The organism is Acinetobacter sp. Gutcm_16 (assembly GCF_028649355.1).
Classification (GTDB): domain Bacteria; phylum Pseudomonadota; class Gammaproteobacteria; order Pseudomonadales; family Moraxellaceae; genus Acinetobacter; species Acinetobacter johnsonii.
On record NZ_JAQSUV010000034.1, the window covers coordinates 40,862 to 55,824 of the forward strand.

Here is a 14,963-nt window from a genome sequence, read left to right on the forward strand (position 1 = left end):
GAGACTTTTTTGTCTCAAAAAAATCAACAATTAACTTAAATTAAAGGATTCATCGTGAAACATTCTTGTAAATCTGTGCGTTTGCAAGCTTAAAGTTCAAATGGAACGATAGAAAAATAATAAAGAACCTAAGGCAAATGTAGAGAAATAATAGGACTGCCGATGACTCATTTGGGAAAATGAGGGATATGGAAATGAATAATGATATACAAGCCGAAGCAGGATCGCTCAGCAGAAAATTACCATCTAATATAGGTACAGTGCACCGTATTCATAAAAACACCTGGAAAATTGCATTTATTTTTGCATTTATTTCTCTGGTAATTGATGGTGTCGATATCATGCTGTTGTCATTCAGTTTAACTAGTTTAAAGGCTGAGTTTGGTCTAACTTCATTTCAAGCCGGTATGCTGGGAAGTTCATCACTAGCAGGGATGGCGCTTGGTGGAATTACAGGTGGATGGGCATGTGACAAATTCGGTCGTGTCAAAACTATCGCCTGGTCTGTGGTTTTCTTTTCAATTATGACCTGTATTCTAGGCTTCACTCAAAGCTATGAGCAGTTCATGATTTTGCGGTTTATTGGTGCATTTGGATTAGGTTCGTTATACATGGCGTGTAATACGCTGATGGCTGAATATGTACCAACAAAATATCGCACCACCGTTTTAGGCACATTACAGACAGGTCAAACCATTGGTTATATTGTGGCGACGTTGTTGGCGGGCGCAATTATTCCTGATCATGGCTGGCGTATGTTGTTTTATGTCACGATTGTTCCAGCAGCATTTGCACTTATTTTCATGCGTTTTGTACCAGAACCTGCATCTTGGCAGGAAGCAAAAATAGAACAATTTAAACGTAAAGAATTAAAAATTGAGCCTACAGTTGAAGCAATAGCTTCAAAAACTCCCTCTGAAAGTGTGTATAAACGTATTTTTGGCCATACTCAGCACCGCAAAATGTTTTTGCTGTGGATGACCACAGCTGCCTTCTTACAGTTTGGCTACTACGGTGTCAATAACTGGATGCCAACTTATTTAGAAACAGAACTGAATATGAACTTCAAAGCTTTAACAGGCTATATGGTGGGTGCATATACAGCAATGATTCTAGGGAAAATTATTGCAGGCTATGCGGCAGATAAATTGGGTCGTCGGGTAACTTTTGTCTTTGGTACAGTTGCGACAGCCGCATTTTTACCAGTGATTATTTTCTATAATACACCAAGCAATATTGCTTATTTATTAATTACCTTTGGCTTCCTCTATGGAATTCCATACGGTGTAAATGCAACCTATATGGCGGAAACCTTCGCGACCGATGTTCGTGGTACAGCCATTGGCGGTGCGTATAACATGGGACGTTTAGGTGCTGCGATTGCACCTGCTACCATCGGGATTATTGCGGCAGGCGGTTCATTCACCATGGCATTTATTGTAATGGGTACAGCCTACTTTATTGCGGGTGTTATTCCAGGCTTCTTTATCCGTGAACGTCAGTATGATCCACAGCAATCTTCATTAGTGACGGCCACAAATACGGAAGAGAAAAAGCCGAGTAGTGTGGAAGTAATCAACAAAACAATTACCGCTAAATAATAAAAATGGCCAGCAGCTTCCTCTGCTGGCTTTTGGAGTAGAACATGGGTGCATTACAAGGAATACGGGTATTGGATTTAAGCCGCGTACTGGCAGGTCCATGGTGCGGACAGATTTTGGCAGATCTAGGTGCTGAAGTGATTAAAATTGAACGTCCAAAAGTGGGAGATGACACCCGTATGTGGGGACCACCGTGGATGCTGGATAATGAGGGTGCTGCCACCCGTGAATCGGGCTATTACCAGTGTACCAACCGCAACAAATATTCAGTTGCTATCGATATTGCAACTGAACAAGGGCAGGAACTGATTCGTGAAATTGCTAAAACTGCCGATGTAGTGATTGAAAACTATAAAGCAGGCTCATTGGAAAAATACGGTTTAGATTATGCATCTTTAAATCAGCTTAATCCAAACTTGGTCTATTGCTCAATTACTGGATTCGGCCAAACTGGACCGCGTGCAGAAGAGCCGGGGTATGACTTTATTATTCAAGGTATGTCCGGATTAATGAGTATTACAGGTGAAAAGGATGAATCACCCGGTGGCGGTGCACAAAAAGTCGGTGTAGCCGTGGTCGATATTCAAACGGGGCTGTATGCAACCGTTGCCATTCAGGCAGCTTTACTGGCTCGCCAACACACTGGTTGTGGGCAATATATCGATTTATCCTTATTAGACGTACAGGTGGCTACACTGGCCAATCAGGGCATGAACTATTTAACTTCTGGTGTTGCTCCAAAGCGTATGGGGAATAATCATCCGAATATTGTTCCTTATCAAACATTTAAAGCCAAAGATAAAGAGTTTATTATCGCCTGTGGCAATGATAAGCAGTTTAAAGATTTATGCATTGCCATTGAGCTTCCTAAATTATTAGAAGATAAAAAGTTCCAACATAATCAGGATCGGGTTAAGCATCGTGATGAATTGATTCCATTGCTGTCAGAGTACTTCTTGACTAAAAATGCACAAGATTGGGTAGCTGCAATTCATGCAGTAAAAGTGCCAGTCGGGGTGATTAACTCGATAGAAGATGCACTGCATGAACCACAAATTCAGTCTCGGAATATGGTGGTGGATGTTGCACATCCGTTGAATGATCAATTTAAAATGATTGGTTCACCGATAAAGTTATCCAATACACCGGTTGAATATAAGCATGCTGCGCCACAGTTGGGTGAACATACGCTAAAGATTTTATTACAGTTTAAAACCCGAGAAGAGCTTGCTTCTTTACAAGCTAAAGGTGTTATTGATAGTTCAATAAATAGTTTACTTGATAATTCGGTTGCTTGAATGTGTACTCAATAGATAAATGTAGCCAATTAAATTTGGCTGCTCCAATTCGTACTCTAATGGAGAACGCTGACCGTTAGAGCCTTGTCTGCGTTTTGAATTGTAGAACAGCTCAATATATTCAAAGATATCTGTCCTCGTTTCAGACCTAGTTGTGTAAATTTTCTTTTTAATTCGTTCCCGCTTTAATAACTGGAAGAAACTTTCTGCGACATTAACTGCTTCAATTTTGAACTCTTCTGGGTATCTTTTACTGCTCATAAGCACCTTGTTTATTAGTCATTTTATCTAACTTCAAGGTGTCTATAAAATTGTTAACTATTCATTTCATTCACAATTGAATGACAAGAATGGTTACTTCACAGAATCGCTCGCCAGCAACGTGGCTTCATTTTTCACCATGGATCGCGCTCGTATAAACCATTACCAGATCAAGTCTACTATTAGAGATCTTAAGCACATGTTTTGTTTACTGTCTGATTTGGACGAGCTCTATATTTGTAGTATTGGAAGAAATTTCAGCTATTGATCGAGCAAATATTTGCTCATTTAATTTAAATCATCATAAAATGCGCAAATATATTCTCATTTTTTTTATTTTATGATATTTTTGAGAAAATATTTGCTCATTAATATTTATGGAAAAATTAACGATTCAAGCTCTTCTCGATACAAAATGGCTAGATATAGCAGAACTTAAAATATTAGAGCCACATAAAGGATCTGCAAGTGCGAGTGAGTTAGCCTACGAATTAGAATATGCCATTTCTTATCTAGATAAGAGAGATGAACATGCATGTAGCTTAGCACTACCTGTTCAAATTCTTATTCAACATGAATCGAAAGTCTGGTTTAGTTTTTTAGATGATATTGTTCCGTCTGGTGCTGCGCGACGTTATTTAGTTCAATATCTAGGTCTGCAAAAACTTTCACCAGCAGAACAAGATTTTACATTATTGGAAAAAGGCACAATTGCTCCTGTAGGGAATCTAAGAGTTAAGGAATCAGTTCCACCAAACAATCCAGAATCAACATTACACTTACGCAAGTTCACTACTGGTGATGTTACAGAACGAAATGTTGATTTTCTCGAATACGCACAACAAATGGGTGCAATTAGTGGTGGTGCAACTGGTGCAGGAGGTGAGGCTCCAAAACTACTAATTCGCGTGTCAAAGGATCAGCAAGTTTGGATTGATACCTATCAAAATTCTTTTGATGAACCAGATCAGCATTATCTAGTTAAATTCCCTCGAAATAAGCGTAGTGCAATAGACTGCGACATTCTGAGAGCAGAATATCATTTTTATCATGTCCTGAATGAACTTGGATTTACAACAATTGAAACTACTCAGATGAAGCTGATTGAAGGTCAGAAATACCCTTCGTTATGGCTGCCAAGATTTGACACAGAGTGGCGTAATCAACAATGGCATCGACTCGGTCTTGAGTCAGTTTATTCCGTATTGAATAAAACATCAGGGAGCCATTTGAATCATTTTGAAGTCATAGACGCGCTTTGTTCCTTATTAAAATCGGTGGACAAAAACTTTGATTCTTCGCAGTTCGTTTGTGAGTGGTTACAAAGGGATCTACTGAATATCATTTTTGGTAACTCAGATAATCACGGTCGTAATACGTCATTTCTAAAAAAATCAGGACGAATATTTCTTGCTCCAATTTATGATTTTGCCCCGATGAAAGCCGATCCAGAAGTTGTGACGAGATCAACAACATGGGGAAGCCCGTATGAAGAAGGAGGGGAATACCGCTGGGAAGGTATTACACAAAATCTTGCACACTGGTGTGAACCACAGATATCTTTAAGTACCTTGAAAACATTGGCGAGCAAACTTATTGGTCTCAAGCAGCAATTAATCAATACAGGTGTTCCCCAAACGATTATAGAGATGCCTGGTCTAGGATATGACTTTATTGAAGCCAAACTAAGTCGATGGGAGCTATTATGAAAAAGGGAAATCAGCCACTTGACCGTCAGCAATTGCTCATTGATTTATATACGCAATATTTATTCGGTAAAATTACCTTGGGGCAACTGCTGAGCCACTTGCGCAAAAATGTATTGGGGCTATCTCAAGAAAAATATGCAGCAATGGTTGGAATCAGTCGGCGTACTTTAACCGACATTGAACAGGACAAAGGTCAACTGACTCAGGTCGTATTAGATAAGGTGTTTAAACCACTTGGCTTAAAAGCCGGCCTCGTACCGACACATGAGCATATTGTTATTAAAATTATAAAGCCATCCGAGTGAATGATCATTCCAGAAAGAATTTCAGATGAGACTAAAAGAGTTTGAAAAAAATGATATAGCAGAAGCTGCTATGAAAGTTTTTTGGCAAAGAGGCTACGCTTGAACAAGTATTCAAGACTTAGTAGAGGGCACTGGCCTAGGACGTGGCAGCCTTTATAATGCTTTTGGACGTAAATACGGATTATATGAATTTGCTTTAAAACTTTATTATTATGAGATTACTGCTAGCAATATGGCCATACTATCTGAAGATGGAACTGTTAGAGAACTAATACGCCGTTTACTCATTAAAATTGTCTAAGAGACTAATGATACTGAAAATATGGGCTGCAGGAATATTCTTTTATTCCTGTCGTTGCAGCTAAACTACTCGCAGTTGGTTAAGAAGACCTCTATTTTTACTGGCAATAAGTGGCTTATTAATCTTCAATACCAACTGCGTTATCTTCCAGCTATATTGTTGTGCTAGTTGCTCGTTTCATTGTGGGGATGTCGGCGGGAATTACTTGGGGAGTGCTCGCAGGATATGCTCGAAGCATGATATCTGCCAACTTACAGGGTCGAGCGCTAGCCATAGTTGGAGTAGAACAGCCTATTGCCTTATGTCTTGGAGGGCCTTTAGGTACTTGGTTAAGCAGTATGTTTCGTTGGCGAGGTATCTTTTGGATTATTTCTTTACTCGCTTTTAACATGTAAATCTAAAAATCTTATTCCTAAAAGAAGGCTTGCGTTAGTTTAGACTCAGACGCATATTTCTAACTTTGCAATTGTGCTGTTGAGATGGCATTAAGGCAGAGAGTAAGTGAAATAAAAAAGCCCCTAAGAAGGGCTTTTTAAGATTGGGCTATGTGACTGAATAAAAAAATTATTCTCGATCTAAATAAATTTCACCTAAATCAATTTTTTTATAATGACTAAAACTAGACTTATCTTCTGAAACTTGTCGATTATATTTCTCTGAATAATCAATAATTTTAGGTTGATAATTCTTAAAACTTATAAAAATTTCTGAAGGGAAATTAGTGTATTGCTTTACATCAGGTCTTATAAAGTAATACGTTGCTGTAACAGCAGGAATGGTAAAGCTACCATCCGACTTCAAATTAATTTTGGCATTATCACTATCAGTTCGACCATTAAAACCCATATTTCCAGTTTGATTACTCAATGGTTTATGAGTTTTACTGTCATAAATATAACCAGTTACTTCAGGAGTAAAATATAAGGTATTTTTAGTACAAGCTGGCAGGGCTAGTACAGATAAAACCATACAGACAAAAGAAATATAATTTTTCATTGTTTAGAAATTCCTGAAATAAATAACAATCCCATAGTATCTTTTTCATTCGCAACCATTCGGGTATTCCAATTTGGTATTGAACTTAGCTTTTCTTCGGCATATTTCATTAAATCTATTTCCCCTGTGCGAGGATATGTTGTACCTGATTTTGGATTTTGATCGTATCTTGATGAGCCATGATTCGTAACTGACTCATTAAAACCAGCATATGTTTCAACAATTGCATGCCCTGTTTCATGAGCTATTGTTTCTTTAAATTTTTTATCTGAATAATCGTATGAATAAAAACCCCAGCTACGATCAAATTTTAAATATCCTGTTATATAAGCAGTTTTTCGGGAAAGTGCCCAATTAGAACTACGGAACATCGGATCATTTGGGTTCACATTAGTTACAAATGTAAGTTTCATTTCAGGCATGGCTTGAGCTTTCAATAGCTTTGCTTTTACAAAAACCTCATATTTATCTCCATTAATGTTTATATTTTTTCCAGTCGGATGCGTATGATTTCTACTCCAATAATAATTGATACCATTAAATGCTAGTTGCAAAAGTTGGTCAAATGATTTTGTTTGTCTTGTATAAGGATTTGTTTTATATAATTAAATTTGTGTAGTAGGGACCGACTGACTATTAAACAGTCCAGCAGCTCCTCCATCGGAAAAATTAACACGTAAATCAATTAAGATATGTTTTGTTTTTCGATTAATAACAACATCCATCCAGTCTTTATTAAAATACTTAAACTTAAATATTTTTTCATGTGTACATTGGACTGAGCCACTTGAATAGCCTTTAACTTTAAATTTAACTCCTGATGGTTTTGTCATAAATTTACTATTATAAAAATCATTAATAAAACCATCCCAAGTAAGTGAAACCTGCTGACTAGGAGAAAAAGCTTTTTGTATTTTCTTTACCTCTACAAAAGTTCCATCTTGCTCAACTTCTAGACTTATAGCATTACATATTCCTTTTTTTATTTTTATGAAAAATGAATGTTCTTTATTTGATGGTTTACCTTCAGGAGTAGAGACACCAAGGGGAATAAAAGGTGTAACTTTTAAATCAACTAGTTCAATCTCAAAATCTTTCTTTTCAACAAAATTTTCTTGAGTAGATTGTTGGGTATTTTTCAAAAGACTATTACTACCTGCACCGCCACCATTATCCTGAACAACTAGATTTTGTTGTGGAAGTAATTTGCAGCCACATGAAAGTGAGTCGTTCACTCGTGCTGCAGCTTTACCAAAAATTTGCATGTATGGGTCGCCAGACACAATGGTTGCAAGAACTTTATGTGTCGGACATGTGGCCTTGTCACCAACGCAAGCAACAGGGATACCATCAATTAGAAACCTGTTATTCCCAGAAATGACTTTGCCACCACCAGATGTTGGGCAGCCTATAGTTATATAGGGGGGTCGCCATATTATTCCTTGTTATTGTCATGAATTGGGCCGAATGATAACAAAGAGGGGTATACAGAACTGTATAGTTTTTATTGTGCATGTTTCTCACACAATAACTAAGGTAGAAAATTAACTAATCGAACATTTTTTCCTAAAAAATTTGTAATGAGCCAGACTATTTATTTTTAGTCAATTATTTAGATGAGGTTGGAAGTGTGAAGAAAGAGCTAATCTAGAAAAGATATTTAGTAAAAATAGGCAATGAGACTGGTTTGTGTTTTATATTGTCACATTCAGGTTTCCAGAGTTATCCGAAAATTCTTTAAGCTATGAATACGGAGTTATACAGACATTCATAAAGAAATAGATCAACTGAAATTACTGTTTATCAAATTGGACCACCATATCCATCGCATGAGATAGCTTGAGATTTCGGCATAACGTATATTATGTTCATTAGCGTACTCGGCATCGTGAATATAATTTTACTGAGATTCACGATGTCGAGCTGTAGCACCAACTGAGGTTGCGTAGGCTACAGTCTTGGATATGCTATTTAACTTATATTCACCTAAAGTCCACTTCATATTTTTTAAAAACTTAAAATGTAATTAAAATCAATTTATTATAAATTTTATTCTTGTATTTAATTTTTTTTAGGTTCATGAACCTAACACAAAAAAATTAAAGATTTACTTTTTCTAAGTCAAATTCATACTCCATGTGTCTATTATAAGAGCTAATATTGAAGCAATAAGGTATAAATATTTAATTTATATATTAAAATAAGCTTATGACTAGGATTAGTTGATTTATTGAATAAAAAATAGTTTTGAATCAGAAATTGTGAAATCTATTTTTTAACCATTCTTTTAAAAGATAATTTATGAATGAAAAGATTTATACCAAAGAAGAGCTGAAAGGATTATCTGAAGATAAAATCCTGGCGTTATTAGCCGAATCTTGGGGAGTTCAAGACGAGAAAATTGAAATTTGGGCTGAGTTGCCACCTTTAGGAGAGTCAACATACGGGTTTATTTTAGAGCCTCATTCAGTCTTAACTGGTGAGCGACTGTACTATCCGTTAAAAGGACTTGATCGAGGGAACTGTAAGATCTTTGTTTCACCCAAAGATGCTGTGCGATTGGGCGATAAACGCAAAAGATGTTATGTCCGTTGTGAGGTTGAACTTTCTCCTGAATCAGAAAGAATCAAACATGATAATCCCTTTGAGTTAACTCTCAAAAAAGGCTCAGGTGAGAACCTACTTTACCTGCCTAAAGAGATTCCACATGAAATTTTGATAAATCCGAGCTTGAATGCTGAACGCAGTCAATTTATCTCGAAAGCGATCTATGACTTTTATCATGAAAAAGCGATGGGGGACATAGATAAAGAGGTCAAACAAAAGCAAAGTGAAATCGAGACTCAAATATCTGCAAGGGAAACTGAGTTTCAGCAATTAAATGAAAAAGGATTAGCTGAACTTGAACTGACGAAAGAGCAGCGAGAAAAGGTAAAGAATCTACTTGATGAATTAAATGCTCAAAAAGTGAAGCTTGAATTAGTAAATGAAAAGTTATCTCAGGATAAGCAACTTAGATTAAATGAAATTAAGAGTCTGACCAGAAGATTCGATCAAATAGAGGCTGAAATGAACAATAAAATCCAAAGACTAAAAAGTTATGTAGCTGACAAAGCACACTTTTTGAAAACTTTTGAGTTTGTTGATGAGGATGATATTGATCTGTTTTTAAATCAATCCAAGCCCCTTATTGAGCGTGTTGATGGTTTGTCATTTAATGAAGATCTAAATGGTGATTTTCAGAAAGCGGTATCTTACATCCATGCGCATTTAGTAGACATGGAGTATATGTATCCACGTCATGTCGTTGAAAATTATTTGACGCTACTAAGAACAAAAGATTTGATTATTTTGGCTGGCGACTCAGGTTCAGGTAAAACCAATCTGGTTAAATCTTTTGCCAAGGTTGTAGGTGGTAAGTCGATTATTATTCCAGTAAAACCAAACTGGACAAGTTCTGAGGATCTACTTGGTTACTATAACCCGCTAGAAAAAAAGTACTTAGCCACTCCGTTTCTGGAGGCTTTAATTGAAGCTCAGCAAAATCCAGAAATCCCATATTTTATCTGTCTAGATGAGATGAATCTTGCGCGTGTTGAATATTACTTTGCTGATTTTCTATCGCTTCTAGAGACACGCGATGATGAACCCGAAATTTCTCTTTATGCTGAGAGTGAATCAGCACATGTTTTATCAGAGTTGAAAGCTGTTGTAGATGTTATTCAATCGACAAAAGATAAATACAGTGAACACGGCGTTGTAAATTTCATTGAGTTATTAAAAGATGAGCAGCTCAATTCACAGTTGAGGTTGGCCTTTGGATTTAGCGATAAAGATTCACTCATTAAATATCATAGTGAAATTCGTCGAATGCTGTCGGCGGTAATGACTATGCCATCAAGCATAAAAATGCCTGCAAACGTTCATATCATTGGCGCAATTAATATTGATGAAACTACGCACTACTTATCACCTAAAATCTTAGATAGGGCTCATATAATGCGATTTGAGTCACCTCTATTATCAGATTGGAATGAAATTCTTGAAGAGGTTGTGGATTATGGCTTTGATGATGTTAGTAAACCTCTAATATTTGACATTCAGTCTCTAGGTTATAGAGCGAATTATCCTAAGTTTGATCCTAAGGACCCGTTCTGCGAACTTTTCATTAGTCTCAACAAGGAGTTCTTCCATAAGCTGGGTATTGAGTTTGGTATGAGAACAATACGTCAGGGGTTGAATTATCTGAATTTACTTAAAGATGTGAATGATGATGATGAGATCGCTGTCAATAATTTCTTATTACACAAGGTGCTACCTAAGTTTACCTTTGATGGGAATAAGCAAATTGGTGCTCAAACAAAGTTTGAGCTGGTGGAGCGCGTTTTTGTGGAGCGACTTAAGCAACTTCTGCCAAATCACGAGACTTATAGTGATATTTTTTCATCAGTACATACTCTCGAAAATGTAGTTAGTGATGCTAAGGCGAATGATGGGATTGTGAATTTCTGGTCGTAATGATGGATCTATATTTCGAAATTAAATATTTAGAGCTCAAGTGGTATAACCAGGACATTCTCACAAAAGTGACGGAATCTCTGGTACCGCTTAGTGTTGAATATAATGAGCATCTTGGTATTCATCAGGTTGAAACTACGATTTATCCCAAAGTTGAAGGGGTAAAACGAGGTGTGTTGGCGGTTAGGTTTTTAAATCAAACCTCAGATAAACCCTATGTGGAATTACCAAACGGTGAGAAGAAATATTTATCTTCGATTAAGGATCCTGAAACGGGCTTGGAGTGGTGGTTTTTAAAAGAACGTTGGGTTGAAGATCTTAACCATTGGTCAAGTATTGCGCCAAATATAGCTGGAACGGTTCGTTTAGTGCTTCAAGGAAAAATATGTAAAGTTTTGATTAATGGTTCGGATTTTACGCTTGAGCAACTTGAGCGGTATTTGAAAGTTTTCAAAAATGATCTTTGGGAGCTTATTTTAGATGAATCAAGTGTTGTTCAGGGTAAAGCCAAAGGCGGTCAAATTGAAGGTATTGGTGAGGAAGCGATTAAGTGTATTGAGAGCTTGGTTGCTCACGCTCATAAGGTATTAATAAATCCAAAAGTTGAGCTTCGCGAAATTCAATCTTTGAAGCCTAGAAAAGAGGTGAGGCCTGTTAATCGTACTTTCATGGAGATTTCAACGAAAGCTAACCAGAAGTACTTAACAAGTCGCGCTACAGAGTCGTCATACAACGTTCCTGAAAATAGATATGTATTATTTGCATTAGAACGTTGCTATCGAATTATTAAGCAGATTGTGATACTTGCAGGCAATAAGATGGAGCGATTTAAGCTTCAAGCCGAAAAATTACGAGCCCAGCACGATGCTTTGAAAGACCATTCAAAAGTTGATCGGGATTTAGTGGTTGCTGATTTGAGAAGAATCGGTCAACGAGGCAAAAAAGAATACTGGCAAAGTCACATTGATACTCTAGTTGCTCATTATAAAATCCCGCTTAGTGATGAACCTTTATCTGAAAAATTAAGAATCAAAATTGAGGGTGCGACCCATAGAGGTGATGGGTTCTTTTTTCAAATCTGGAGCAATGATAGATATAAGAAGCCTGTTGATCGATATTATGTTTTGGCATTGGGTGGTGAGTTTGAAGGCTTATTAAAAGTTATTGAAACGGGCATGGAGCTTGAATTTGATTGTGAATATCATACCAATAGACATGAAAAATTTGTAAATCTTCACTTTGATGATATTCATTCAGTTACTTTTATTAATTCTAAAAAAATGGAATATGCGGTAACTCTTTATGAAAAAGAAATAGATATTGGTATAGAGCTTAGCGAAAGAAATTGGATTCGAAAACTAACCGATAAAGAGCTTAGAGAGCAAGAAAAAGAAAAGAGCGCTTTAAGAAACCGTATAGCTTATTACGAGTATCAACAGATGCTTTCAATACAGGTGTATGAGAAATCAGAGCCAAAGCTAAGAGTGCTGAAAACTATAATTAATCAACTCAAAGATATGGGTGTGAAGCCTTCTTCGCTTTTCCCAAACTCAATGACGTTTGTACAAAACCCTAATTATCAGGCAATTCATAATAATTATAAAAACCTTCGAAAAGCTATGAATCTACAGGATGAAAACCTTTTGATTAGCCTTGAGAAGATTGATGAGATTGGATTGGTTAACATGCCATTGCTCTATGAGAGATGGTCATTAATTCAAATTATTATGGTGCTTAAAAATGTATTCCGATTCGTTCCGCAAGATGATTGGAAATACAGCGTTATTAATGCCATTAAAAGTAATAGTAGTGATATTTCCATTGATCTGGTTAATGATAATGGTAAGAGGAACATAACTTTATGGTATGAAAAGAGACTACCAAACAAGAAGAAGCCAGATTTTACTTTGGATCTTACCTGGTTTGAAGAAGATGATCTGAACAATAGTCGAGCTCATCATAAAAAATTTATAATGGACTCAAAATTTTATGATAAAGCTACATTTGTGAGAGATGGTGGTTTAATAGCTAAAATTAACGAGCTTTATGAAGGTAAAAATTACAGTGAAGACGGCCAAAATCCAGTCTTTTTGATACATCCTTGCAATAACGTAATTGATAAGCGTGTTACAGCTCAAGATTGGGGCAAGTATAGTTATTTGGGTGAAGTGGACTACCAGGGTAATGGTGAGTACTACGCACACGACAGGGGTGCGATATATTTAAACCCAATAGATGATAGGTTATATAGTGATGAGCTTCAGCGTTTACTGGGCATGTTTCTTCAATATAAATTAGATAGTGATATGCATCGTTATGGTAGTGATAAAACCTTAGCAGTACCAATGTGCATTCGTTGTGGATCTAATAATTTAGTGAAGATTGAAAAGAATACGGTCTGGTATGACAAGGACAATGTTCAGAGAACTAAAACTCAACGATCTGTATGGATGACGTGCTCGGAATGCGAACAGATGCAAGTATACAACCATTGTTCGAGTCGAAATCATCAAAGTCGAATCATTAAAAACGGACTTTACTGGTCGTATCATTCTGCGCGTGCAATAGAAATTTTTAATATAAAATGTCCAGAATGCGGTAGTTGGGGAGGATGGTAAATTTCTTATCAATCTCTTTTTTACAATTTATATTTTTTAACTTGTACTGATATATGATAAAATCCATCCTATATCAGTATTTATGAATTAAATTCAACTATTTATCTATTTAAATTATGTTTATCTAAAGTCTAGTTCATAAATAATATTTTAAATTTATCTATAATTTTCAATATTTTATTTCTATAAATTATTTACTTAAAAGAATCATCATTCATGAACCTAACGAACTTAGTAGTTCATTTTAAAAGATACCAAGCCTAGTGATAAGTAACGATACAGTTATTTGATGCTCATCTAAACTTTGATCCCAGCCCGGCTTTGTTGCACAAACCTATCTCTAAAGGCTTACTCCACAATATAATTCTCAAATGAATAAGCCCACACCTAAAATCTATCGTACAACCAATTGGTCTTCTTATAACAGTGCATTAATAAATCGAGGAAATCTCTCAATTTGGTTTGATCCCAAGACTCAATGGTACGCTCAACCCAAAGGTAAACATGGTCGAAATCAAACTTATTCAGATACAGCCATCCAATGCTGTTTAATGATCAAATCCTTATTTCATCTTTCTTTACGCATGGTCACTGGCTTTGTGCAAAGTCTCATTCATCTTTGTAGATTAGATTGGACAGCACCAGACTATTCCACCATCTGCAGAAGACAAAAGCATATTGATATTGCAATTAACTATCAAAAAAGCAGTAATGGCCTCCAGCTACTCGTCGATTCTACTGGCTTAAAGTTTCTAGGCGAAGGTGAATGGAAGCGTAAGAAACACCAACCTGAATATCGTCGCCAATGGCGTAAACTTCATATTGGTATAGATGCTGAAACCCTTCAAATACGCGCTATTCAACTCACTACAAATAATGTGAGTGATTCACAAGTGCTTGGTGATTTACTCGATCAGATTCCACAAGATGAGCAGATTGACTCTGTCTATACTGATGGGGCTTATGACACCAAGCAATGCCGTCAAGTAATTGCAGACCGACAAGCACATGCGGTGATTCCGCCAAGAAAAAATGCGAAACCTTGGAAAGATACAAAGACCAGCTCGCTAGAGCGAAATGAATTACTTCGAACAGTTAAACGTTTAGGAAGAACAATATGGAAAAATTGGTCAGGCTATCATCGCAGAAGTCTGATAGAAACCAAGATGCATTGCATCAAATTATTAGGCGATAAACTCCGTGCGAGAAACTTTCAAAGCCAAGTCAATGAGATTCATGCACGTGTGGCCGTATTAAATAAATTTACAGATTTAGGTCGACCTCACACCCAAGTTGCCACTTAAATTTAGATAACTTGGAAGAAGTTTAGCTTTTGAATGTTTGTGCAACAAAGCC

The 14,963-nt window shown here is 36.5% G+C and carries 9 protein-coding genes and 3 pseudogenes; 8 read left to right on the forward strand and 4 right to left on the reverse strand.

The window, feature by feature from the left end; genetic code table 11:
* The first annotated feature begins 194 nt into the window (after positions 1-194).
* Both PTT44_RS12340 and PTT44_RS12345 read left to right on the forward strand, forming a co-directional pair.
* Complete coding sequence (locus PTT44_RS12340) at positions 195-1,601, forward strand: MFS transporter (RefSeq protein WP_168159819.1); 1,407 nt, start codon at positions 195-197, stop codon at positions 1,599-1,601.
* Positions 1,602-1,645: 44 nt separating this feature from the next.
* Entirely contained in the window at positions 1,646-2,899 is a 1,254-nt protein-coding gene (locus PTT44_RS12345) for a CaiB/BaiF CoA transferase family protein (protein ID WP_168159818.1), read from the forward strand.
* Here PTT44_RS12345 and PTT44_RS12350 read toward each other — a convergent pair.
* Positions 2,876-3,112 (reverse strand): annotated as a pseudogene (locus PTT44_RS12350) (IS3 family transposase); the annotation flags it as partial. The gene PTT44_RS12345 and the pseudogene PTT44_RS12350 sit on opposite strands and share 24 nt — an antisense overlap.
* A gap of 425 nt (positions 3,113-3,537) precedes the next feature.
* Here PTT44_RS12350 and PTT44_RS12355 point away from each other — a divergent pair.
* The 3 genes and pseudogenes from PTT44_RS12355 to PTT44_RS12365 all read left to right on the forward strand — a co-directional run.
* On the forward strand, positions 3,538-4,869 hold the full coding sequence (locus PTT44_RS12355) for a type II toxin-antitoxin system HipA family toxin (protein WP_168159817.1): 1,332 nt from the start codon (positions 3,538-3,540) through the stop codon (positions 4,867-4,869).
* Entirely contained in the window at positions 4,854-5,174 is a 321-nt protein-coding gene (locus tag PTT44_RS12360; protein WP_168159816.1) for a helix-turn-helix domain-containing protein, read from the forward strand. Before PTT44_RS12355 ends, PTT44_RS12360 begins: the two co-directional genes overlap by 16 nt.
* Positions 5,175-5,542: 368 nt before the next feature.
* Positions 5,543-5,858 (forward strand): annotated as a pseudogene (locus PTT44_RS12365) (MFS transporter); the annotation flags it as partial.
* Positions 5,859-6,039: 181 nt separating this feature from the next.
* Here the strand turns inward: PTT44_RS12365 and PTT44_RS12370 are convergent.
* From PTT44_RS12370 to PTT44_RS16595, 3 genes and pseudogenes are all read right to left on the reverse strand, one after another.
* Positions 6,040-6,471, reverse strand: a complete 432-nt coding sequence (locus tag PTT44_RS12370; protein ID WP_168159815.1) for a hypothetical protein — start codon at positions 6,469-6,471, stop codon at positions 6,040-6,042.
* Positions 6,468-7,025 carry a hypothetical protein gene (locus PTT44_RS12375; protein WP_252726160.1) on the reverse strand — a complete coding sequence of 186 codons (558 nt, stop codon included), beginning with the start codon at positions 7,023-7,025 and terminating at the stop codon, positions 6,468-6,470. The genes PTT44_RS12370 and PTT44_RS12375 overlap by 4 nt, the downstream gene beginning before the upstream one ends.
* A gap of 531 nt (positions 7,026-7,556) precedes the next feature.
* Positions 7,557-7,907, reverse strand: a pseudogene (locus PTT44_RS16595) (PAAR domain-containing protein); the annotation flags it as partial.
* An 865-nt stretch (positions 7,908-8,772) separates the two neighbouring features.
* On the opposite strand from PTT44_RS16595, the gene PTT44_RS12385 reads away from it, so the two are divergent.
* The 3 genes from PTT44_RS12385 to PTT44_RS12395 all read left to right on the forward strand — a co-directional run bounded on the left by PTT44_RS12385 (position 8,773) and on the right by PTT44_RS12395 (position 14,911).
* Positions 8,773-10,989 (forward strand): McrB family protein, encoded by a 2,217-nt coding sequence (locus PTT44_RS12385; protein ID WP_168159814.1) that lies wholly within the window; start codon positions 8,773-8,775, stop codon positions 10,987-10,989.
* Complete coding sequence (locus PTT44_RS12390) at positions 10,989-13,607, forward strand: DUF2357 domain-containing protein (protein ID WP_168159813.1); 2,619 nt, start codon at positions 10,989-10,991, stop codon at positions 13,605-13,607. The genes PTT44_RS12385 and PTT44_RS12390 overlap by 1 nt, the downstream gene beginning before the upstream one ends.
* Positions 13,608-13,978: 371 nt before the next feature.
* On the forward strand, positions 13,979-14,911 hold the full coding sequence (locus PTT44_RS12395; RefSeq protein ID WP_195728735.1) for an IS5-like element ISAha1 family transposase: 933 nt from the start codon (positions 13,979-13,981) through the stop codon (positions 14,909-14,911).
* Positions 14,912-14,963: the final 52 nt, after the last annotated feature.